The sequence below is a fragment of the Pseudoduganella sp. HUAS MS19 genome (assembly GCF_053615455.1).
Map to the genome: position 1 here is coordinate 5,055,486 of NZ_CM132133.1, position 20,644 is coordinate 5,076,129.

General features: G+C 64.2%; 19 protein-coding genes. 8 read left to right on the plus strand and 11 right to left on the minus strand.

Translation table 11 applies throughout. From position 1 onward, the window contains the following. The first annotated feature begins 121 nt into the window (after positions 1-121). Positions 122-313: a hypothetical protein gene (locus ACWBU6_RS23140; protein ID WP_452645693.1), complete on the plus strand. Its 192-nt coding sequence runs from the start codon at positions 122-124 to the stop codon at positions 311-313. Here the strand turns inward: ACWBU6_RS23140 and coaD are convergent. The 5 genes from coaD to ACWBU6_RS23165 all read right to left on the minus strand — a co-directional run bounded on the left by coaD (position 296) and on the right by ACWBU6_RS23165 (position 5,536). Further along, on the minus strand, positions 296-1,426 hold the full coding sequence (gene coaD, locus ACWBU6_RS23145; protein ID WP_452645694.1) for a pantetheine-phosphate adenylyltransferase: 1,131 nt from the start codon (positions 1,424-1,426) through the stop codon (positions 296-298). The two genes, ACWBU6_RS23140 and coaD, sit on opposite strands and share 18 nt — an antisense overlap. Before the next feature lie 29 nt (positions 1,427-1,455). Next, positions 1,456-2,796 (minus strand): ATP-binding protein, encoded by a 1,341-nt coding sequence (locus tag ACWBU6_RS23150; protein WP_452649609.1) that lies wholly within the window; start codon positions 2,794-2,796, stop codon positions 1,456-1,458. After that, positions 2,796-3,455: a response regulator gene (locus ACWBU6_RS23155; RefSeq protein ID WP_057261227.1), complete on the minus strand. Its 660-nt coding sequence runs from the start codon at positions 3,453-3,455 to the stop codon at positions 2,796-2,798. Before ACWBU6_RS23155 ends, ACWBU6_RS23150 begins: the two co-directional genes overlap by 1 nt. 23 nt (positions 3,456-3,478) lie before the next feature. Then, positions 3,479-4,963: a DegQ family serine endoprotease gene (locus ACWBU6_RS23160; RefSeq protein ID WP_452645695.1), complete on the minus strand. Its 1,485-nt coding sequence runs from the start codon at positions 4,961-4,963 to the stop codon at positions 3,479-3,481. A 117-nt stretch (positions 4,964-5,080) separates the two neighbouring features. Next, positions 5,081-5,536 carry an Hsp20 family protein gene (locus tag ACWBU6_RS23165; protein ID WP_452645696.1) on the minus strand — a complete coding sequence of 152 codons (456 nt, stop codon included), beginning with the start codon at positions 5,534-5,536 and terminating at the stop codon, positions 5,081-5,083. Positions 5,537-5,714: 178 nt separating this feature from the next. Here ACWBU6_RS23165 and ACWBU6_RS23170 point away from each other — a divergent pair, with 178 nt between their 5' ends. Together ACWBU6_RS23170 and ACWBU6_RS23175 are read left to right on the plus strand one after the other, a co-directional pair. Next, a complete protein-coding gene (locus ACWBU6_RS23170; protein WP_452645697.1) occupies positions 5,715-7,607 on the plus strand; it encodes a M61 family metallopeptidase in 1,893 nt (630 codons plus the stop codon). Positions 7,608-7,672: 65 nt separating this feature from the next. Continuing rightward, on the plus strand, positions 7,673-8,278 hold the full coding sequence (locus ACWBU6_RS23175; RefSeq protein ID WP_452645698.1) for a glutathione S-transferase family protein: 606 nt from the start codon (positions 7,673-7,675) through the stop codon (positions 8,276-8,278). Here the strand turns inward: ACWBU6_RS23175 and ACWBU6_RS23180 are convergent. Genes ACWBU6_RS23180 through imuA form a run of 3 tightly spaced genes read right to left on the minus strand, consistent with a single transcriptional unit; the run spans position 8,241 to position 11,140 of the window. Beyond that, positions 8,241-9,029 (minus strand): alpha/beta hydrolase family protein, encoded by a 789-nt coding sequence (locus ACWBU6_RS23180; RefSeq protein ID WP_452645699.1) that lies wholly within the window; start codon positions 9,027-9,029, stop codon positions 8,241-8,243. The genes ACWBU6_RS23175 and ACWBU6_RS23180 overlap by 38 nt on opposite strands. A 28-nt stretch (positions 9,030-9,057) precedes the next feature. Continuing rightward, positions 9,058-10,524: a Y-family DNA polymerase gene (locus ACWBU6_RS23185; protein WP_452645700.1), complete on the minus strand. Its 1,467-nt coding sequence runs from the start codon at positions 10,522-10,524 to the stop codon at positions 9,058-9,060. After that, positions 10,454-11,140 carry a translesion DNA synthesis-associated protein ImuA gene (gene imuA / locus ACWBU6_RS23190; protein WP_452645701.1) on the minus strand — a complete coding sequence of 229 codons (687 nt, stop codon included), beginning with the start codon at positions 11,138-11,140 and terminating at the stop codon, positions 10,454-10,456. The genes ACWBU6_RS23185 and imuA overlap by 71 nt, the downstream gene beginning before the upstream one ends. A gap of 157 nt (positions 11,141-11,297) precedes the next feature. Between imuA and ACWBU6_RS23195 the strand changes: the two genes are divergently transcribed. Then, a complete protein-coding gene (locus ACWBU6_RS23195; protein ID WP_452645702.1) occupies positions 11,298-12,533 on the plus strand; it encodes a putative Na+/H+ antiporter in 1,236 nt (411 codons plus the stop codon). Positions 12,534-12,621: 88 nt separating this feature from the next. Then, a complete protein-coding gene (locus ACWBU6_RS23200) occupies positions 12,622-13,152 on the plus strand; it encodes a PRC-barrel domain-containing protein (RefSeq protein WP_452645703.1) in 531 nt (176 codons plus the stop codon). A 44-nt stretch (positions 13,153-13,196) separates the two neighbouring features. Here the strand turns inward: ACWBU6_RS23200 and hrpA are convergent, their stop codons facing one another. Beyond that, positions 13,197-17,420 carry an ATP-dependent RNA helicase HrpA gene (gene hrpA, locus ACWBU6_RS23205; RefSeq protein ID WP_452645704.1) on the minus strand — a complete coding sequence of 1,408 codons (4,224 nt, stop codon included), beginning with the start codon at positions 17,418-17,420 and terminating at the stop codon, positions 13,197-13,199. Between the two features lie 56 nt (positions 17,421-17,476). On the opposite strand from hrpA, the gene argA reads away from it, so the two are divergent. Together argA and ACWBU6_RS23215 are read left to right on the plus strand one after the other, a co-directional pair. Next, a complete protein-coding gene (gene argA / locus ACWBU6_RS23210; protein WP_452645705.1) occupies positions 17,477-18,787 on the plus strand; it encodes an amino-acid N-acetyltransferase in 1,311 nt (436 codons plus the stop codon). Positions 18,788-18,811: 24 nt separating this feature from the next. After that, positions 18,812-19,084: an oxidative damage protection protein gene (locus ACWBU6_RS23215; protein WP_057261247.1), complete on the plus strand. Its 273-nt coding sequence runs from the start codon at positions 18,812-18,814 to the stop codon at positions 19,082-19,084. A 63-nt stretch (positions 19,085-19,147) separates the two neighbouring features. Here ACWBU6_RS23215 and ACWBU6_RS23220 read toward each other — a convergent pair whose 3' ends face one another. Both ACWBU6_RS23220 and rpiA read right to left on the minus strand, forming a co-directional pair. Beyond that, the gene (locus tag ACWBU6_RS23220) at positions 19,148-19,510 is read right to left on the minus strand and encodes a hypothetical protein (protein ID WP_452645706.1); all 363 of its coding nucleotides are present in this window, start codon (positions 19,508-19,510) and stop codon (positions 19,148-19,150) included. A gap of 22 nt (positions 19,511-19,532) precedes the next feature. Further along, the gene (gene rpiA / locus ACWBU6_RS23225) at positions 19,533-20,210 is read right to left on the minus strand and encodes a ribose-5-phosphate isomerase RpiA (RefSeq protein ID WP_452645707.1); all 678 of its coding nucleotides are present in this window, start codon (positions 20,208-20,210) and stop codon (positions 19,533-19,535) included. 67 nt (positions 20,211-20,277) lie between these two features. On the opposite strand from rpiA, the gene ACWBU6_RS23230 reads away from it, so the two are divergent. Then, positions 20,278-20,643 (plus strand): response regulator, encoded by a 366-nt coding sequence (locus tag ACWBU6_RS23230; protein WP_452645708.1) that lies wholly within the window; start codon positions 20,278-20,280, stop codon positions 20,641-20,643. Position 20,644: the final 1 nt, after the last annotated feature.

A 20,644-nucleotide genomic window follows, 5' to 3' on the forward strand; every position in this document is an offset into this window, starting at 1 on the left:
AAGGGTCTGACCCCAAGGTTGCCACGGCTCTTGCGTATGGTTTGATGTAGCGCAAAGACTGTGGCGGGCAGTTGATGCAATGTGGAATCACATTCCACTCGGAGGAGGTGCTATGGCTGCAATGACGATCCACCTGGCTGGCGACGTTATTTCCGCAATCGCTAAATGGGCGCCGATGGAGCATATGTCGGCGGAAGAATTCATTCTCAGCGCCGTTTCCGAAAAGTGCGCGAAAGCGACCGCGCTGGAGGAGGTGGAGAGCTTCTGGCGCGACCTCGCCCTCCCTCTGCCGGCCTTACCCGTTCGAAATTAGCGCCAGCTCGGCGCCCATGTTCGCAATCGCCGCGGCGGTATAGTTGTCGGTGAAGAAGGGGTCGGCGAACAGGGTGCCCGCTTCGGCCTTGCCGCGCAAATGCGCCAGGACCTGGGCGCGCTGGCTGCTGTAGCGCTCTTCCGGTACGTGGGCATATTCGGCGCGGATGCCGCGTGCATAGGCCTGGTACACCTCGGCTTCCTGGCCGAGGATGGCCAGGTCCACCGACAGCATGGTGTCTTTCAACGGGTGTACGATGGCGCCGCCCTGGAAGTGGTCGGTGGCGCGGATCAGCATTGCCACATCGTCGGCACGGGCGCTGTCCGGCTCCAGCCCGCTGCCCAGCCACAGCCGGGCGCTGGCTTCTTCATTCGTCACCTCCCCTGCGCCGTGGGCGTACACGGCATCGTGGAACCAGAAGGCGGCTTTGACCACGGCCACGTCGGCTGGCACTGCGCCGGTATTGGCGGCCCAGGCGCGGATTTCCGCCAGGCCGTGCACCAGATGGTCCAGGTTATGGTAATGGCGGTCGGCGCCGCCGTAGGCTGCCTCGCCGGTCAGCCGGTCGAACCAGTCGGCCGAATGCGGGCGTTCGCGCCACAGGCTGTCCCACTCCTTGCGCAGCCAGGCCAGGATCCAGGCCTTGTAGGCCGGCGCGGGGACGAACTTCTTCATGGTCCAGTTCCAGCCCACCGGGCCTTCCAGCGCTTTCACGAAGCTGGAGCTCACCGAACCCAGGTCGCGCGGCGGCATCACGAACAGCGTCTTGGCGCCGCCGATCACTTCCACATTGGTTTGCTGGATCAGGTTCTCGTAATCGAAATCGGCGGTGCTGCGGATGCCGCGGATCAGGTAGTCGACGCCGTTGCGCTTGGCCACGCGCGCCGTGTATTCGCTCTTGACGATCTGCACGCTGACATTGCCCCAGCCCCGCTCGGCACAACTGGCCAGCACGATGGCCTTGCGCTCTTCGGCGGTGAACTTGGGCGCCTTGGTGGAGTTCTCGGACAGGAAGACCACCACTGTCTCCGCGAGCGAACGCGCCTCGCCAATGACCCACATATGGCCGTTGGTGATGGGGTCCAAGGTCCCCGAGAAACCGATCTTCTGCATGCCCTGCTCCGATTGTCAAAAACGACATTCTAGCGCGGGGCAAACTCCACCGTCACTTTCAGGCCGCCAAGGCGCTGCGAGGCGTCCAGCGCCAGCCTGGCGCCGTGCCGTTCGGCGATGGCGCGGATGATGGCCAGGCCAAGCCCGCTGCCCTGCGCTTCGCTGCCCGGCACGCGGTAGAAGCGGTGGAATACGCGTTCGCGCTCTTCCGGTGCGATGCCGGGGCCGCTGTCCTCCACCACCAGCCGCGCGCCGCGACCGCCCGCTGCATCAGCGCCCAGCACCGACACGTCGACGGTGCCGCCGGCCGGCGTGTACTTGACCGCATTGTCTACCAGGTTGCGCAGCAGGATAACCAGGGCGTCGCCCTGGCCCTGCACCTGCGCCTCCTCGGCCTGCTCCAGGCCAAGGTCGATATTACGCGCCTGCGCGGCGCCAGCCATGTCGCCTACCGCGCGCTTGGCCAGGTCGGTCAGGCTGACCGGTTCCAGCCTAGAGTCCGCCGCTTCGGTGCGCGCCAGCACCAGCAATTGTTCGACCAGGCGCGAGGCGCGCTCAACGCCCGCCGAGAGACGGCCAATCGCCACGTCGCGTGCTTCGCTGCAATCGGCGCGCGACAGGCTGAGGATCTGCAGCTTGAGCGCCGCCAGCGGCGTGCGCAGCTCGTGGGCGGCGTCGGCCACAAAGTTCTGCTGCGCCTCGAAGGCCGTCTCCACGCGCGAGAACAGCAGGTTCAGTTCCTGCACCAGCGGCCGAACCTCGTCCGGCAGGTCGGCATCGGACACTTCCGACAAATCGTCGGCCTTGCGCGACGCCAGTTGCCGCTGCACGCGCGCCACCGGTGCCAGCGAGCCGGATACCACCCACCACACCACCAGCATCAGCACCGGCGCCATCAGTGCGATGGGCCCGACAGTGCGCAAGGCCAGCGTGCCCGCCATGCGCTTGCGCACGGACAGGTCCTGGGCGATCTGGATGGTCTGGGTGGCGGTCTGCGCCGAGAACACGCGGTAAGTGGTGCCGTTGGCGCGCACATTGGAGAAGCCCAGCACCGCGCGCTGCGGCAGCTCGGCACGCGACAGGGAGCGGAACACCTGGATGCCGTCCGGCGTCCACACCTGTACCACCATTTCATCGTTGCCGGGGTCATTGGGGTCGCGGTTGCCGGTGGCGGCCATCGGCGCATTGGAGCGCAGCGACATGGCCATCTGCTGCATGTGGTAGTCGAAGATCTGGTCGGCGTCGTTCAGCGCCGAGCTGTACGCGATCATGGCCTGCGCCACGGCGGCCATGGTGATCGCCGCCAGCAAGAACCATAGCAGGCGCCCACGCAGCGAGTGCGTGACGTTGACCTTGGGGACCGCCATCATCATGCCTTGGGCACCATGTAGCCGAGGCCGCGCACGTTCTGGATCAGTTCCGACCCGAGCTTCTTGCGCAAGCCGTGGATATACACTTCAACCGCATTGGAATTGACTTCGTCTTTCCAGCTGTACAGCTTTTCTTCCAGCTGGGCGCGCGACAGCACGATGCCGGGGCGTGCGATCAGCGCTTCCAGCACCGCCCACTCGCGGGCCGACAGGCTGACCGGCTGGCCGTTGGCAATCACCTCGCGCGTCTGCGGGTTGATCGACACGCCCTTGTGCTCGAACACCGGCTCGGCGCGGCCGGCGGCGCGGCGCAGCAAGGCGCGGATGCGGGCCAGCAGCTCGTCCAGGTCGTAGGGCTTGAGCACATAGTCGTCGGCGCCGGCATCCAGGCCGGCAATGCGCTGCTCCACCGCATCGCGCGCGGTGGCCACCAGTACCGGCGTCAGCTCCTTGCGCGCGCGCATCGAGCGCAGCACTTCCAGGCCGTCTTTCTTGGGCAGGCCCAAATCCAGCAGCACCAGATCGTAAGTCTGGGTCTGCAGGGCCGTGTCGGCCATGGCGCCATCCTTGACCCAGTCGACCGCGTAGTGCTCGGCCCGGAGCAGGTCGAGCACTACCTCGCCGATCATCGTGTCGTCTTCTACCAGCAGGAGGCGCATTTCTTACTACCTTTCTTGTTTTGTTAGCCGAGGCGCACCGGGATAAAGATGCGATCCTCGCCGCGCTGGATCAGCAGCGCTACGGATTTACTCGATTTTGCCACGAGGTCGCGCACATCGTTCACGGACGTGACAGGACGGCCGTTCACCGACAACAGCACGTCGCCCGGCTGCACGCCGGCGCTGGCGGCCGCGCCGCCGGCATCCTCGATCAGCAAGCCCGATGCCAGGCCCGATTCACGGCGTTCCAGCGGGTCGAGCTGGCGCAGCGACAAGCCGAGGCGCAGCTTGGCGGCCGCTTCATCGTTCTGCAGCGCGGCCACATTGCGCTCGGAGGCGTTACCCAGCTTGCCTTCCAGCGTGATGGTTTTACCCTGGCGCCATACCTCAAGCGCTACTTTATCACCCGGCATAGCCAAGCCCACCATGGCCGGCAAATCGCCGGAGGCAACGATCTTCTGGCCGTTCATCTTGCGGATCACGTCGCCCGCCTTCAGGCCGAGCTTGTCAGCCGGGCCGCCGCGCTCCACGTTCGACACCAGCGCGCCTTCCGGCGACTCCAGGTCGAAGGAGTCGGCAAAGCCCTGGTTCACTTCCTGCACCATCACGCCCAGGCGGGCATGCACCACCTTGCCGGTCTTGATGACCTGGTCGCGCACACGGGTCGCCACGTCGATCGGGATCGAGAACGACAGGCCCTGGTAGCCGCCGCTCTGGCTGTAGATCTGCGAGTTGATGCCGATCACCTCGCCCTTGGTGTTGAACAGCGGCCCCCCCGAGTTGCCGGGATTGATTGCCACGTCGGTCTGGATGAAGGGCACGTTGGAGTCGTCTGGCAGGGAGCGCCCCTTGGCGCTCACCACGCCGGCAGTCACGGTGTTTTCCAGGCCGAACGGGGAGCCGATCGCCAGCACCCACTCGCCCACTTTCACGTCGGTCGAGCGGCCCAGCGGCACCACGGGCAGGTTCTTGGCCTCGATCTTCAATACGGCCACGTCGGTCTTCGGGTCGGAGCCCAGCACCTTGGCGCGGAATTCGCGGCGGTCGGTCAGCTTGACCGTCACCTCGCTGGCGTCGCGCACCACGTGGGCGTTGGTCAGGATGATGCCGTCGGCGCTGACGATGAAGCCGGAACCGACGCCGTGCGAAGGCGCCGGCGCGCTGCCGCGGCCGCGCTGGCCAGGCATCTGGAAGCGGCGGAAAAATTCGTAGAACGGATCGTTTTCAGCGTCGTCGTCACCGCGGAACTGGGCCTTGGTGGTGCCGGTAGTGCTGATGTTCACCACGGCCGGGCCATTGCGCGTCGCGATCACGCTGAAGTCAGGCAGGGAAATCATCGGCGCTGGCACCGGCGCCGGTGCGCCCTGGGCGGCGTTGGCCGGGGCGGTGGCGGTAACGACTGCTGGCGGCGATGCGAAGGCCTGGCTCTGCTGGACAGCGATGGCTGCACCGGCACCGATAACACCGGCGCTGGCCAGGGCGAGGAACATGGTGGTGGCGTTGCGCATGATTAAACTCCTGATGAAGATTGCTTTCTCAACGGCTCTAATATGCGGCATCAAACTTAGACGCGTCTTAATGCAAAAAGGCCGGAAAACCGGCCTTTTTCGAGGGGCTACGCGCGCTTAGGCGGCAGCTTTCTGCTCCAGGGCAGTGTGGTTGACCACGCCGTCAATCGCGATCTTGCGCGGCTTCAATGCCTCGGGCACTTCGCGCACCAGTTCGATGGTCAGCATGCCGTTGTCGAAGGAAGCGCCAGTCACCTTCACATGGTTGGCGAGCTGGAAGCGCTGTTCGAAGTCGCGGAAGGCGATGCCGCGGTGCAGGAATGTCTTTTCCTGGCCGTCTTTCTGCTTGCGGCCAATCACCACCAGGGAATCGCGCTCGGAGGTGATGTCGATTTCGCTACGGTCAAAGCCGGCCAGCGCCATCACGATACGGTACTGGTCTTCGGTCACCAGTTCGATGTTGTACGGCGGGTAGCTGGGCTGGTCGCCGCGATGCGAATCATTCAGCATCTGGGCCAGGCGGTCGAAACCGATAGCGGAACGATACAGTGGGGTCAGGTCAAAAGTACGCATTTTCATATCCTTTCAATTTAAGCGATATAAGGTCCGGCGGTCCCCGGCTGGGCAACCGCTGCATCCGATATAAGTGCCGCAAATAGGATTTCAAGGGCCTTTTTTGCGTTACGTTCCGAAACAATTTCGCTGACCCTGCGTGCTAAACTCGCCCGTCGTACTTTCCCTGTTGAAATAAATGAAACTGTTCACCAATACCGCCATCGCCCTGCTGCTGGGCGCCGCCTGCAGCGCCCAGGCCGGCCAAGCCATCCCTGCCCCGGCCGACCAGCCTTACCCCGGCACCATCGTGATGAAGGTCGATGCGTCGGATACCGCCCGGAATATCTACCGCATCCAGCAGACCATTCCCGCCAGGCCGGGCAAGATGACGCTGCTGTTCCCGCAGTGGGTCACGGCGCAGCATGGCCCGACCGGTGCACTGAACCAGTTTGCCGGCCTGAAGGTCTCCGCCAACGGCAAGACCCTGGCCTGGCGCCGCGACAATGTGAACGTGTATGCCTTCCACCTCGAAGTGCCGGCCGGCGCCAAGGCGATCGACGTGGAATACCAGCACCTGGCCCCGACCGAGGCTGCGCAAGGCCGCACCTCGATCACGCCCGACATGCTGGGCATCCAGTGGCAATCGCTGACCATGTACCCGGCCGGCTACGCCACCCGCCGCATCCCGATCCAGACCACGCTGACCTTGCCGGCCGGCTGGCAGTACGGCTCCGCGCTGGAAGAAGCTGAGCGCAAAGGCGACGTGGTGACCTTCAAGACCACCGACGTGGAAACCTTCGTCGACTCGCCGCTGTTCGCCGGCCGCCACTTCAAGCGCTTCGACCTCGACCCAGGCGGCAAGGTGCCGGTGCACCTGAACGTGGTGGCCGACACTGCGGAAGCGTTGGAAGCCAAGCCTGAACACATCGAACTGCACCGCAACCTGGTCAAGCAAACCTACAAGGTGTTCGGCTCCCAGCATTACAAGCATTACGATTTCCTGTTCGCGCTGAGCGATGAATTCGGCCGCGTCGGCCGCGAGCACCACCAGTCCAGCGAAAACGCCTTGAAGCCCGACTATTTCACCGACTGGAACAAGACAGAATCCGACCGCGGCCTGCTGCCGCATGAATTCACCCACTCCTGGAACGGCAAGTTCCGCCGCCCGAAAGGCCAGGACGTGCTGAACTTCAACCAGCCGCTGCAGAACGATCTGCTGTGGGTGTACGAAGGCCAGACCACCTACTACGGCGAAGTGCTGGCCGCGCGTTCCGGCCTGATGAAGGGCGCCAGCATCAAGGACATCATTGCCTCCAGCGCCGCGCGCTACGGCATCCAGAAAGGCCGCGAATGGCGTTCGGTGCAGGACACCACCTACGATCCGATCATCAACGCGCGCCGTCCGATTCCATGGTCGAACTACCAGCGCAGCGAAGACTACTACGTCGAAGGCATGCTGGTCTGGCTGGACGTGGATACCAAGATCCGCGAGCTGTCGGGCGACAAGCGCTCGCTGGACGACTTCGCGGCCAAGTTCTTTGGCGTGGAGGATGGCCGCGTGCAGGCGCTGCACTACACCTTCGACGACGTCGTCAAAGTGCTTAACAATGTGCAGCCGCACGATTGGGCGAGCTTCCTGCGCACCCGCATCGAGGAGCTGGGCCCGGTGCCGATGGATGGCATCACCCGCGCCGGCTACCAGCTGGTGTTCACCGAAAAGCAGACCGACTTCCTGAAGACCGCCGAAGAGCGCAGCAAGTCCGCCGACTTTACCTATTCGCTTGGTTTTAACGTCGGCAACGAAGGCAAGATCGAAGGCATCCAGTGGGAAGGCGTGGGCTTCAAGGCCGGCCTGTCCGGCAACACCACCTTGCTGGCGGTGAATGGCCGCGTCTACAAGGCCGAGCTGTTGCGCAAGGCGATCACTGAAGCCAAGGCCAGCAGGAAGCCGATCGAACTGCTGGTGAAACGCGGCCAGCAATACCGCACCGTCGCGCTGGCGTACTACGAAGGCTTGAAGTATCCGCGCCTGGAACGCATCGAAGGCACGCCTGACCGGCTGGAAGCCATCCTGTCGCCGCGACAGTAAGTCACATTCAACGGGCGCACTGCGGTGCGCCCGTTTTCATTTGCCCGCGCTAGAGTGTGGACACCATGTTTACCGTCTACACCTGGACCACCCCCAATGGGCGCAAGCCGCTGATCCTGCTGGAAGAGCTCGACCTTCCTTATGAGGTGGTGCCGGTCGACCTGCGTGAGCATGAGCAGTTCGCTCCCGCCTTCCTGGCCATCTCGCCCAACAATAAGATCCCCGCGCTGAAGGATGGCTCGCTTGCGCTGTTCGAGAGCGGCGCGATCCTGACTTACCTGGCCGAAAAGTACGAGCGCTTCCTGGCGCCGGAAGGGCCGGAACGCTACCACACACTGCAATGGCTGCACTGGCAGGTCGGCGGCCTTGGCCCCATGCTGGGCCAGTTGGGCTTCTTTTCAAAAGTAGATCTTGCGCTGCCGACGGAGCATTTCATCGCCGAGGCGGACCGCTTGCTAAATGTGCTCGACCGTACGCTGGCCGGCAATACCTATGTGGCCGGCGAACACTACACGATCGCCGACATGGCCTGTTACCCCTGGACGCAGGCCGCCGCTGCGCACCTGGAACTGAACTTGTCCGGCAAGCCCGCCGTGCAACGCTGGCTCGCGCTGGTCGGCGAGCGCCCCGCCGTCAGGAAGGCGATGGCGTGGAAGCCTGGTAATCCTTGAGATAGCGCCCGCTCCAGGCAGCAATCAGGCCAGCCACATACATCGCATCCTCGCGCACGGTCAGCAGGTGATCGGCTGTATCGAGTGAGATAAAGCTCTTTGGATGCTTGGCCGCCGTGAAAATTTCCAGCGCGTTATTGATGCCGACTGTCGTATCGCCCGGCGCGTGCATGACCAGCAAGGCCTTGCGCATATTGGCGATCTTGTTGCGCAGGCTGTTCTCCGCCACGTCTTCCAGGAACTGCCGCTTGATGCGGAACGGCCGCCCGGCCAATTGGACCATGGCCTCGCCCTGCGCCGTGATCGCATCGATCTGGTCACCGAACAAATGCGTCACGTGCACCGGATCGCTCGGCGCGGCAATGGTGACCACGGCTTGCGCTTCCGGCACGGTGCCGGCAAAGGCCAGCGTCGCCGCACCGCCGAGGCTATGCCCGATCAGGATGCGCGGCGCCTGGAATTCACGGCGCAGGAAATCGGTGGCCGCCTGCAGGTCGGCCACATTGGATGAGAAATTGGTGTTGGCAAAGTCGCCTTCGCTGGCCCCCAGGCCGGTGAAGTCGAAGCGCAGCACGGCAATGCCGTGCTCAGTCAGCGCCTGCGCGATGCGGCTGGCGGCGAAAACGTCCTTGCCGCAAGTGAAGCAATGCGCGAACAGAGCGTAGGCGCGCGCGCCAGTCTCAGGAGAGTCCAGCCGCGCCGCCAGCAATTGGCCATGAGCGCCAGGGAATTCGAGTCGTTGTGCGGTCATACGTCCCCCTTTCTCAATCAATGATACTTCAGGCGAACAATCCATGCAGATACCAGCGCGTTTCCTCGGTGCCAGGCGTGCGTTCGCGGTAGACCCAGTAGTAGGCATTGTCCTCGCCCTCGGCGATGAAGTAGTCGCGGCTTTGCGTTTCGCTCCACCAGCCGGCTTCGATGCGCTCAGCGGTCGACACCATGCGCAGCGGCGAGCAGTAGAACGGGCGGTGGTCGCGCATCAGGAGCGGGATCGGCTTGGGCAGCAGGAAGGCGGGGCGCGGCAACGGGCGCGGCGGCATCTGGGCTGCCACATCGGCCGGACGCACCTTCTCCTGCAGGGGCACCCAGCGGTTGGCCACTTCGGGGCGGTAGTCGGCCTTGGGATATGGCTGCAGCACGTTCTCCGCGCCAAGGCGCGCCACCAACACTTCGAACAGGCGCTGGCGGTCTTGCGGGCTGCCGCCGGGATCGGGGAACAGCGAGTCGCTAAGCGGCGCCATCGGCTCGACCTGGGCCGCTTCCAGCACCAGCCCGAGCACCGGCGCCGGCAGCTCCACCTTGGCCAGGCGTTCCTTCAGCAGGCGCACGAGATGCTCGTCGCGCCAGGTGGGCTCGGCCAACATGACTTCCACCGGCGTCGGCGGACACGCTTCGCGGCCGCGCTCATGCTCCAGCAGCAGGCGGATGCGCGAGACCGCAAACTGGTGGGCGCACAGCCAGCCGGTCAGTTGCTGCAGCAGGCGGCAGGCGCCGGCCAGCAACAGGTCGGCATTCTCGATGCGGCCAAACAATTCCAGCCGGGCCTTGAAGGCGGGCGGCGCCGCGATCCATTCGTGCATTTCGGGCGCCAGGCCTTGCGCGGCATCGAGCATGTCCAGCACCTCGATGCCGCAGCGGCGCTGCAGGCCGGGGCGCGGCAGGCGTACCAGGTCGCCGATATTCAGGCAGCCGATGCCATCCAGCCAGCGCAGGTGGCGCTGCAGCGGCGGCAGCAGGCCTACCGGCAGGCGATGCAGGCGGCGCAGCAGGCTATCCAATTTGAGCGTGCGGCCGCCGCCGGCACGCGCCAGCAGCCAGGCGCCGCGCGCAGTGGGCGCCACCCCCAGCACACCGCTGAAGCCAAGCTTTTGCAGGCTGTCCCGCACCAGGCGGCACAGGCGCCGGATGCCGCCGAACAGGCGCAGGCTGGCCCCCACGTCCAGCAGCAGGGTGGCGCCCTCGCCTGCCGCCACCTGGGGCGTGTATTGCAGCATGGCCATTGCGACCGCGTGCAGGGCTTCCTGTTCCTGCTGCGGGGCGCGTTCGTGCATCTGGGCTTCCGGCGCCAGCATCAGGGCGCCGCTGCGGCGCATGCCGGGACGCACGCCCATCATATGGGCGCGGTACGACACCGCGAGCACGCCCTCCTGTTCCAGCACGACGCTGCACAGGTCATCCGACCAATTCGGACAGAACACTTCGAGCGGTAGCCGGGGCAGGTAGAGGCCGATCCACAGGCGCATGGCGTTGCAACAGGGTTGGGGTTAATGGGAGGAACAGCGGCGTGTCGCGCTGCGGTCCGCGGCGTTTGACGAATTCGATATTGATCCCCCCGGACGCCGGCCGCAGCGCCAGCCGCAACGGCGCGGGCGAGGAATCCTGGGCGGCAGCAATTGGCCGCAGCAGGAAAAACAGCGTTTCGCCGCACTGGGCGGCCAGGTGCAGGCGGCGCAGCGATTCGTTGCGGATGTGCTGTTGCCACAGCAGCACCGCGCCGCAACTGCCGCTGCGCAGGATTTGCTCGGCCGCCCACAGGCCGTCGGCGGCCTTGCCGGTGTTGCGGATCCACAGCAGTTGCTGTGGAGGCAAGTCGAGGCCGAGGGCCTGGGGGGCATAGGGCGGCTGCAGCAAGGCCGTCGGGCGCGTCAGGTTGGCCAGGCTGGCTTTCAATAAACGCAACTCGCCTATGCCTGGTTGCTGGAGCAGCAACTCGGTCAGGACGCCCGTCGGCCAGCCGCCCCCCGGCAATTGATGGGAGAGAACGGGAATGCCGCTATCCACGCAGGACGTGGCGCCCTTGGTGAGCTGGGAAGCCAGCCAGAGGGCCGGGTGCAGGGGTTGGGGGTCGAAAAGCGCCATGATGGAAAATGCTGTATATGCATACAGTATAATCCTACGCGCGCGAAGAGGAAACCTGTTTCAGGGTTGGGGCATCCAGGACGGCATCACTCCCAGTCGGGCAAGTCAGGCCGCGCCTGATAGAATCGGCAATATTGCCAACTTACATTTCCCAGCCATGCAATTGATCGGCGCCATCCTGTTTGCCCTTGCCTTGCTTCACACCTTCAGCGCAAAAGCGTTTGAGCGCCTGTCGCACAAATGCCCGCGCCACAGCGGCTTGCTGCACTTGCTGGGCGAGGTGGAAGTGGTGTTTGGCTTCTGGGCCATGGTGCTGCTGGTGGTGATGGCCCTCGTGGCCGGACCGCAGAACGCCATCGCCTACGCGGAAACCCAGCAATACACCGAACCGCTGTTTGTCTTCGTGGTGATGGTGGTGGCCGCCTCGCGGCCGGTGCTGGATTTCGTGCAGCGCCTGGTCGACACGCTGTCCGGCGGCCGCCCGCTGCTGAAGGCGTGGATGGGCCTTGCCCTGGTGCCGCTGGTCGGTTCCCTGATCACCGAGCCAGCCGCAATGACGCTGGCCGCCCTGATGCTGGCGCCGCAAATCTTCCGCGATGGCGTGCCTGAATGGCAAAAGTACGCCGCCCTCGGCGTGCTGTTCGTCAACGTTTCGATCGGCGGCACACTGACCGCTTACGCCGCGCCACCGGTGCTGATGGTCGCTGCAACCTGGCAATGGGATAGCGCCTTCATGGCCGCCAACTTCGGCTGGAAAGCCACACTGGCCGTGCTGGTCAACGCCAGCGCCTTGACCTGGCTGCTGCGCGCGCACCTGCGCAATGGGGGCAAAGCCGATGCAGCGGCCCTCACCGCCCGTACAGCAGCCCCAATGCTCACCAGCATCATCCATCTGGGCTTCCTGGCAGCCGTGGTACTGCTGGCGCACCACCCGGTGCTGTTCCTCGGCCTGTTCCTGTTCTTCATCGGCTTCACCACGGCCTACCCGCAACACCAGTCGCCCCTGATCCTGAAGGAAGCCTTGCTGGTCGGCTTCTTCCTGGCCGGCCTGGTGGTACTGGGCAGCATGCAGCAATGGTGGCTGCAACCAATTGTCGAAAGCCTGCAGCCACTCGCGCTCTTCTTCGGCGCGCTGGGCCTGACTGCCATCACCGACAACGCCGCCCTCACCTACCTCGGCTCGCTGATCGACGGCATCTCGCCGCAGGCGCAATACATGCTCGTGGCAGGCGCCGTTGCCGGCGGCGGCCTGACCGTCATCGCCAACGCACCGAATCCGGCCGGCGTTGCACTGCTGCGCAAAGGATTCCGCGATGAATCAATCGGCGCCCTCGGCTTGCTGGCAGGCGCCCTGGCGCCGACTGCAGTTGCTGCCCTCGCCTTCTTTTTGTAGGACTATGCCGCGCTAGCGTAGCGCGCGCCTTGCGCCCGCTGCTTAGGCTATTCTGGGCTCACCCGTTCACACTAATGAGGAGAGCAGAATGAGCTACCTAGACCGCGACAAATTCGGCATCTATCGCGACCGTGACGACAACGATGGACCAGGCCCACGCCTGATGGGCGCTGACACGCTGATGGGCGAAGACGTCTATAACCGCCAGGAAGAAGACCTTGGCGACATCAAGGAAATCATGCTCGACATGCAGACCGGCCAGATCGCTTACGCGGTGCTGTCCTTCGGCGGCGTGCTGGGCATGGGCGACAAGCTGTTTGCCGTGCCATGGCAGGCATTGCAGCTCGACACCGTGAACAAGCGCTTCATCCTTGACTGCACCAAGGAAAAACTGGAGAACGCGCCAGGCTTCGACAAGGACCGCTGGCCAGACATGGCAAGCCCTGAATTCGGCACGCAGATCCATAATTTCTACGGCACCAGCGCCACCGGCATGCGTACTTCGACCGGCAGCGTAATGGGGGCCGGCACCAGCACCATGCAAAGCGGTTCGGCCAGCGGCAGCAGCTATAGCGGCGGCGCCACCGGCAGCGAAAGCGGCAGCAAGGGCAATTACTGATTTGCCTTGCGCGCGGCGCAATATGCGCCGCGCTTGCAGCATGTTTAACGCTGCATCGACTCCCACACCTTCATCAGGCGCTTGACGGAGACCGGCATCGGCGTGCGCAACTCCTGCGCGAACAGCGACACACGAAGCTCCTCCAGCATCCAGCGGTATTCCACCAGTTTCGGATCGGTGTTCTTGCCGGCCGACTTGTCGCGCATCAGACGCTGGAAAGGCGCTGCGGCCTGGTTCCATTCGGTCATGGCTTTGGCATCGCGCGCCGCGTCCGCGCGCAGCTTCTCCAGGCGCACGTTCATCGCCTTCAGGTAGCGCGGGAAGTGCGAAAGCTGCGAGAACTCGTTCTCGATCAGGAAGCGCTTATGCACCAGGCCCTGCAATTGCTGCTGCATATCCTGCGCCACCTGCTGGTTGATGCCTTGCAGGCGCTTGGGCAGGCCATGGTATTCGGTCAGCACTTGCGACACCAGGCGGGCGATTTCATTCACCAGCAGCACGATGCGCGACTTGCCTTCGTCCTTGCGTTTGATGAAGCTCCCCTCGTCGGTAGGCAGCGGGTCCTGCAGGCAGGCGATGTCGATAGCCTTGGCGATGATCTGGTCGCGCAGTTCCTCCTGCGTGCCCATGGACATGAATTGCATGCCCATCTGCTGCAGGTTCGGGATCGATTTCTCGACGAACTTGATCTGGTCGCGCATCTGCAGCATGAACAGGCGGCGCAGGCCGACACGGTGGGTGCGGGCGGCAACATTGGGGTCGTCGAACACTTCCAGGTCGCAGTGCGTGCCTTTATCCACCAGCGCGGGGAAGCCGATCAGGCTAAGCTTGCCCTGCGTGATTTCAAGCAGCTCGGGCAGCTCGCCGAAGCTCCAGGTGGTGATGTTTGTGTGTTGCGGAGCGGCGCCGCCAGCTGGCGCGGTCGGCGCAGCGGCAGGGGCTCGGGCCGGGGCTGCGCCGCACGCGGCGTCGGCAGCGATGCCGCCGTGCTTCGGCTTGGCCTGGGCGGAGCCGCTGCCGCTGCCGATGCCGCCGCCGGCCAGCTGCGCCAGTTGCGCGGCGGAGGCAGGCGCGTTGCCGCCTTCGGCCATGCGCTGGAAGCTCTGGCGCGCCTGCAGGCCGTACTCCGCCTGCAGCGTGGCCAGGTTGCGTCCCATGTCGAGCTGGCGGCCATGCTCGTCCACCACCTTGAAATTCATGAAGTGATGGGCCGGCAGCTGCTCCGGCTTGAAGTCGGAGGTCAGTACGCTGATCGTGATTTGCTTACGGATGTCGGCAATGATCGCGTCAATCAGGTCGCCGCGCGCGAACTCGGTGCGCTCGCAGAACTTGGCCGCGTAATCCGGCAGCGGCACCATGTGGCGGCGCTGCTTTTGCGGCAGCGTCTTGAGCAGCAGGTGCACCTTCTCCTTCAGCATGCCGGGCACCAGCCATTCGCAGCGTTCGCGCGAGAGCTGGTTCAGCGCATACAGCGGCACGGTGAGCGTGACCCCGTCACGCGGCGTGCCCGGTTCGAAGTGGTAGGAAAGCTGCATCTCCAGCCCGGCCGCCATCATCTTTTTCGGGAACAGGTCGGTCGTGATGCCGGCCGCCTCATGGCGCATCAAGTCATCGCGGATCAGGTACAGCAGCTTCGGATTGTCGGCCGAGGCATCCTTGTACCATTTCTCGAAACCGGCGCCGTTGACCACGTCGGCAGGAATCTGCTGGTCGTAGAAGGCTTCGATCAACTGCTCGTCCACCAGCACGTCCTGGCGGCGCGACTTGTGCTCGAGGTTCTCGATCTCGCGCACCAGCTTGTGGTTGTGGGCGAAGAACGGCGCCCGGGTGTCGTAGTCGCCGCCGACCAGCGCGTCGCGGATGAAGATCTCGCGCGCTTCGACCGGGTTCTTCTGGCCGTAGTTGATGCGGCGCTGGCTGTACACCACAAGGCCATACAGCGTGGCGCGTTCGGACGCGGTAACTTGCGCCGGACGCTTCTCCCAGCGCGGCTCACCCCAGGATTTCTTCAGCAGGTGGCCGCCGATCTTTTCAATCCATTCCGGCTCGATGCGGGCCACGCAGCGCGCGTACAGGCGCGTGGTCTCCACTAGTTCGGCCGAGACAATCCACTTGCCCGGCTTCTTCGACAGGTGCGCACCGGGCCAGATGTGGAACTTGATGCCGCGCGCACCGAGATAGGCGCCGCCCGGTTCATCCTCGCCCTTGAAACCGATATTGCCCAGCAGCCCGGTGAGCAGCGCCATATGCAGCTGGTCGTAGGTGGCCGGCAGTTCATTGGTGCGCCAGCCCTGCTCCTTCACGATCGTCAGCAGTTGCGAGTGCACGTCGCGCCACTCGCGCAGGCGCAGCTGGTTGAGGAAGGTCGCGCGGCAGCTGTCCATCAGCTGGCGGTTCGATTTCTTGTGCTCGATCGCGCTCTCGAACCACCTCCAGATTTTCAGGTAGCTGAGGAACTCGGACTTTTCGTCGGCGAACTTCTTGTGCGCTTCGTCGGCGGCCTGCTGATGCTCCACCGGGCGGTCGCGCGGGTCTTGCACCGAGAGCGCCGCAGCGACGATCAGCACTTCGGTCAGGCAGTGGTACTCCTGCGCGGCTAAGATCATGCGGCCGACGCGCGGGTCGAGCGGCAGCTTGGCAAGCTTGCGGCCCAATGGGGTCAACTGGTTATCGTCATCGACTGCGCCCAGTTCCTGCAGCAGCTGGTAGCCGTCTGCGATCGCGCGTCCGGGCGGCGGCTCGATGAACGGGAAGCTCTCCACGTCCGTCAGGTGCAGCGACTTCATGCGCAGGATGACGGAGGCCAGCGAGGAACGCAGGATTTCCGGATCGGTGAACTTCGGACGCTGCAGGAAATCCTGCTCGTCGTACAGGCGGATACAGACGCCGTCGGCGACACGGCCGCAACGGCCGGCACGCTGGTTGGCGGCCGATTGCGCCACCGCTTCTATCTGCAGCTGCTCGACCTTGTTGCGGTAACTGTAGCGTTTGACCCGCGCCAGGCCGGCGTCCACCACGTAGCGGATACCGGGCACGGTCAGCGAGGTTTCCGCCACGTTGGTGGCCAGCACGATGCGGCGCGCATTGGTAGTGCGGAAGACGCGGTCCTGCTCTTCAACCGACAGGCGGGCGAACAGCGGCAGGATTTCCACATGCGGCGGGTGATGCTTGCGCAGGGCTTCCGCGGCGTCGCGGATTTCGCGCTCGCCGGGCAGGAACACCAGCACGTCGCCGCTGCCGATACGGCAGACTTCATCGACGCCGTCGACGATGGCATCCATCAGGTCGCGTTTTTCGCGGGCGGCGGCGGTGCGGGCGCCCTTGGCGTCGGCGCCCTGCTGCGCGCCGGGCACGCTGACCTGTTCGCGCTCCACGGGGCGGTAGCGCACTTCGACCGCGTACAGGCGGCCGGACACTTCGATCACCGGCACCGGCGGCTTGCCCTCCTGCGTGAAGTGGCGGGCGAATCGTTCGGCGTCAATGGTGGCGGAGGTGATGATCACCTTCAGGTCCGGGCGGCGCGGCAGGATCTGCTTCAGGTAGCCAAGCAGGAAGTCGATGTTCAGGCTGCGCTCGTGGGCTTCGTCAATGATGATCGTGTCGTAAGCCTTCAGCAGCGGGTCGGTCTGGGTTTCGGCCAGCAGGATCCCGTCGGTCATCAGCTTGACCGAGGCGCCTTTGCTCAGGGTATCGTTGAAGCGCACCTTGTAGCCGACATGCTCGCCCAGCGGCGAGCCCAGTTCCACTGCAATGCGTTTCGCGGTCGACGAGGCCGCGATACGGCGCGGCTGGGTATGGCCGATCAAGCCTTTCTGGCCGCGTCCGAGTTCCAGGCAGATTTTCGGCAGCTGGGTGGTCTTGCCGGAACCGGTTTCGCCGGACACGATCACTACCTGGTGTTTGGTCAAGGCCTGCGCGATTTCCGCGCGGCGGCCCGAGACTGGCAAGTCCTCGGGAAAGGTGATCGGCGGCAGTGGATTGCGGAAAGCCTGCGCAGCCTCGCGGGCGGCGCGCTGTTCCGGCGTCTCGCGCGCACGGCGCTCGCCCCGTCGTTCCGCTCCAGCGTCGCCGCGGCCGGCGCCTTGCGCCGCAGCGTCACGCTGCTGTGGTCGCGCGGTGTCGCGACGGCTATCGGCCGGCACCGGGCGCGCCCCTTCCTTGCCGCCCTGGCGCGGTTGCGCGGCCTGGCTGGCCGGAGCCCGGCGGGCTTGCTGGCCCGGCTGGCCGGCAGCTTGCCGGGGAGGATTGTTCTTGCTTGCTTCAGACATCGTTTTTTACATAGTTTGGGCGCGAAAACCGCGCAGCGCATTATAATGCGCGGATAATGGAAAACCCTATCCAATTCGTCTCCTGGCTGCGCTCCGTCGCCCCTTACGTCCATGCCTTCCGCGGCAAGACCTTCGTGGTTGCTTTCCCTGGTGAACTGGTTGCCGCCGGCGCCCTCTCGGTGCTGGCCCACGACCTGTCCCTGCTGCACGCGCTGGACATCAATGTCACGGTGGTCTACGGCTCGCGCCCCCAGGTCGCCGAGCAGCTCGCCCTGCGCAACGTGGAAGGCCGCTTCCACAACGGCGTGCGCATCACCGACACGGCCGCCATGGAATGCGCCAAGGAAGCCGCGGGCGAACTGCGCCTCGATATCGAGGCCGCCTTCAGCCAGGGCTTGCCCAATACGCCAATGTCGCATGCCGCGATCCGTATCATTTCCGGCAACTTCATCACGGCCCGCCCGCTGGGCGTGATCGACGGCGTCGACTTCGAACTGACAGGCCTGACCCGTAAGGTCGACGCCGAAACCATCCACTCCATCATGGGGTCGGACGGCGTGGTGCTGCTGTCGCCGCTGGGTTTTTCCCCCACCGGCGAGACCTTCAACCTGACCATGGAAGACGTGGCCTGCACCGCCGCCATCGCCCTGCACGCCGACAAGCTGGTATTCATCACCGAAACCGAGATGATGACCGACGCCGGCGGCACCGAGATCCGCGAGCTGTCCTCGCACCAGGCCGAAGCCGTGCTGCAGGCCGGCTTCCTGCCCGACGCCACCGCCTACTACCTGAAGCACTGCATCAAGGCCTGCAACAACGGCGTCGAGCGTGCCCACATCGTGCCGTTCGCCATGGACGGTTCGGCCCTGCTGGAACTGTTCACCCACGATGGCGTGGGCACCATGATCTCGCACGAGAACCTGGAATCGCTGCGCCCGGCCACCATCGAAGACGTGGGCGGCATCATCAAGCTGATCGAACCGCTGGAAGCCGACGGCACCCTGGTCAAGCGCGGCCGTGAGCTGATCGAGCGCGAAATCGAGATGTTCTCGGTCATCGAGCACGACGGCGTGATCTTCGGCTGCGCCGCGCTGTACGTCTTCCCGGAAGAGAAAATGGCTGAAATGGCATGCCTTACGGTCAATCCCGACGTGCAAGCCCAGGGCGACGGCGAGCGCATCCTCAAGCACATGGAAAACCGCGCCCGGGCGCAGGGCATCAGCAAGCTGTTCGTGCTGACCACCCGCACCGCGCACTGGTTCATCAAGCGCGGCTTCATGCCTGCCACGGTGGACGCGCTGCCGAAAGACCGCCAGCGCCTCTACAACTGGCAGCGCAAGTCGCAAGTCTTGATCAAGACCTTATAATTGACTTTTTTAGGAGCACCGAAGATGGCCCGTACCGTCCACTGCATCAAACTGAACAAGGAAGCCGAAGGCCTGGACTTCCCGCCATATCCGGGCGAGCTGGGCAAGCGCATTTATGAATCCGTGTCGAAGGAAGCCTGGGCCGCCTGGATCAAGCACCAGACCATGCTGGTCAATGAAAACCGCCTGAACCTGGCGGACGTGCGCGCCCGCAAATACCTGGCCGCGCAAATGGAGAAACATTTCTTCGGCGAAGGCGCCGACCAGGCCGCCGGCTACGTACCGCCCAGCGCATAAAATAAATGGGGACGTACCCCATTTATTTGTTGCTAATTAAATGGGGTACGTCCCCATTTAATTTTAGCGGCTCGCTACATTGGCGCTCATCGGCTTGCACTGGCGCAGCTCGCAGCGCGCCATGAAGACTTGGCCATTGCTGCACGTCATCCGATACACCTCAACCGGACCCCGTTCCGTCACCAGCCCTGCCCCGCGACCGCCGCGGCAGCCTTCCGCATTGGCCAGGCGCTCCACCGTTGCCGAAGAGATCCCCGGGCGGAATTCCACCTTTTCCACCGGCACGCCGTCAATCACGGCGCGCCTGGATGCAGCTTCCGCCTCCAGCACGGATTTACGCTTCACAGGCGCTTGGGCAACCTGTTTTTTGGAAGCACAAGCACTCAACATACCAGCAGCCAGCAACAGCAGGAACAGTCGTTTCATGGGTTCTTTCTAAAGGGAAGAATCAGTATTTAACGGTACGCACGCCGTCGGGGGTGCCCAGCAGGCACACATTGGCGCCGCGGGCTGCGAACAGGCCGACGGCCACTACGCCGACGATCTGGTTGATACGGGTTTCCAGCGCAACCGGGTCGGTGATCGACAGGCCGGCCACGTCGATGATATTGCCGCCATTGTCAGTTACGAAGATTTCATCGGAACCGGCCTTGGTGCGCACCTTCGGCTGGCCGCCCAGGGCTGCCAGCTGGCGCATCACCGCGTTGCGGGCCATCGGCAGCACTTCCACCGGCAGCGGGAACTTGCCCAGGGTTTCTACCAGCTTGGAACCATCTGCGATGCAGACGAACTGCTTCGATACCGAAGCGACGATCTTTTCGCGGGTCAGCGCTGCGCCGCCGCCTTTGATCATGTGGCCTGCCGCATTGATCTCATCGGCGCCATCAATGTACACCGCAATTTCCGAAACCTCGTTAAGATCATAGACAGCAATGCCGTGACCGGCCAGGCGCGCTGCAGTCGCTTCCGACGAGGCAACAGCACCCTTGATGCGGTGCTTGATCTTGCCCAGTTCATCAATGAAGAAATTCGCAGTGGAACCGGTGCCAACGCCGATGATTTCGCCGTCGATCACGTACTCGATCGCCGAAATAGCAACAGCCTGTTTCAATTTGTCTTGCGTCATAGTTACAATGGATTCAATAAAGGTTGCCTATTTTATCCGAACTGTCAACTAAGCCGGGAAAAACGCCATGAAGCCAAGTACCGTATTGATCGTCGATGACAGCCGCGTGTCGCGCATGCTGACCCGCCAGCACATCCAGGTGCGCCATGCCGACTGGGTGGTGGAGGAAGCCGCCACCGGCGATGAAGCGATTGCCAAGGCCCAGGGATTGCAGCCCGACCTGGTGCTGCTGGACGTGAACATGCCGGGCATGAATGGCGTCGACGCCGCCGCCGCGCTGCGCGCGATGTTGCCCAACGCCCACATCTCCCTGCTGACAGCCAATGTCCAGGCCGCGACCCGCCAGCGGGCCGAAGCGATCGGCGTGGGCTTCATGGAAAAACCAATTACCGCCGAGCGCATCGCGCAGCTGATTGCGCCGTTGGAAGCCTGAC

What these genes read in the sequence shown, in the direction of transcription:
- ACWBU6_RS23195 (WP_452645702.1), top strand. Translation starts at nt 11,298, where the DNA reads ATGCAATTGATCGGCGCCATCCTGTTTGCCCTTGCCTTGCTTCACACC.
- ACWBU6_RS23200 (WP_452645703.1), top strand. Translation starts at nt 12,622, where the DNA reads ATGAGCTACCTAGACCGCGACAAATTCGGCATCTATCGCGACCGTGAC.
- ACWBU6_RS23220 (WP_452645706.1), bottom strand. Translation starts at nt 19,510, where the DNA reads ATGAAACGACTGTTCCTGCTGTTGCTGGCTGCTGGTATGTTGAGTGCT.
- imuA (WP_452645701.1), bottom strand. Translation starts at nt 11,140, where the DNA reads ATGGCGCTTTTCGACCCCCAACCCCTGCACCCGGCCCTCTGGCTGGCT.
- ACWBU6_RS23180 (WP_452645699.1), bottom strand. Translation starts at nt 9,029, where the DNA reads ATGACCGCACAACGACTCGAATTCCCTGGCGCTCATGGCCAATTGCTG.
- ACWBU6_RS23215 (WP_057261247.1), top strand. Translation starts at nt 18,812, where the DNA reads ATGGCCCGTACCGTCCACTGCATCAAACTGAACAAGGAAGCCGAAGGC.
- ACWBU6_RS23170 (WP_452645697.1), top strand. Translation starts at nt 5,715, where the DNA reads ATGAAACTGTTCACCAATACCGCCATCGCCCTGCTGCTGGGCGCCGCC.
- ACWBU6_RS23140 (WP_452645693.1), top strand. Translation starts at nt 122, where the DNA reads ATGACGATCCACCTGGCTGGCGACGTTATTTCCGCAATCGCTAAATGG.
- ACWBU6_RS23160 (WP_452645695.1), bottom strand. Translation starts at nt 4,963, where the DNA reads ATGCGCAACGCCACCACCATGTTCCTCGCCCTGGCCAGCGCCGGTGTT.
- hrpA (WP_452645704.1), bottom strand. Translation starts at nt 17,420, where the DNA reads ATGTCTGAAGCAAGCAAGAACAATCCTCCCCGGCAAGCTGCCGGCCAG.
- argA (WP_452645705.1), top strand. Translation starts at nt 17,477, where the DNA reads ATGGAAAACCCTATCCAATTCGTCTCCTGGCTGCGCTCCGTCGCCCCT.
- ACWBU6_RS23155 (WP_057261227.1), bottom strand. Translation starts at nt 3,455, where the DNA reads ATGCGCCTCCTGCTGGTAGAAGACGACACGATGATCGGCGAGGTAGTG.
- coaD (WP_452645694.1), bottom strand. Translation starts at nt 1,426, where the DNA reads ATGCAGAAGATCGGTTTCTCGGGGACCTTGGACCCCATCACCAACGGC.
- ACWBU6_RS23175 (WP_452645698.1), top strand. Translation starts at nt 7,673, where the DNA reads ATGTTTACCGTCTACACCTGGACCACCCCCAATGGGCGCAAGCCGCTG.
- ACWBU6_RS23185 (WP_452645700.1), bottom strand. Translation starts at nt 10,524, where the DNA reads ATGCGCCTGTGGATCGGCCTCTACCTGCCCCGGCTACCGCTCGAAGTG.
- ACWBU6_RS23150 (WP_452649609.1), bottom strand. Translation starts at nt 2,796, where the DNA reads ATGATGGCGGTCCCCAAGGTCAACGTCACGCACTCGCTGCGTGGGCGC.
- rpiA (WP_452645707.1), bottom strand. Translation starts at nt 20,210, where the DNA reads ATGACGCAAGACAAATTGAAACAGGCTGTTGCTATTTCGGCGATCGAG.
- ACWBU6_RS23230 (WP_452645708.1), top strand. Translation starts at nt 20,278, where the DNA reads ATGAAGCCAAGTACCGTATTGATCGTCGATGACAGCCGCGTGTCGCGC.
- ACWBU6_RS23165 (WP_452645696.1), bottom strand. Translation starts at nt 5,536, where the DNA reads ATGCGTACTTTTGACCTGACCCCACTGTATCGTTCCGCTATCGGTTTC.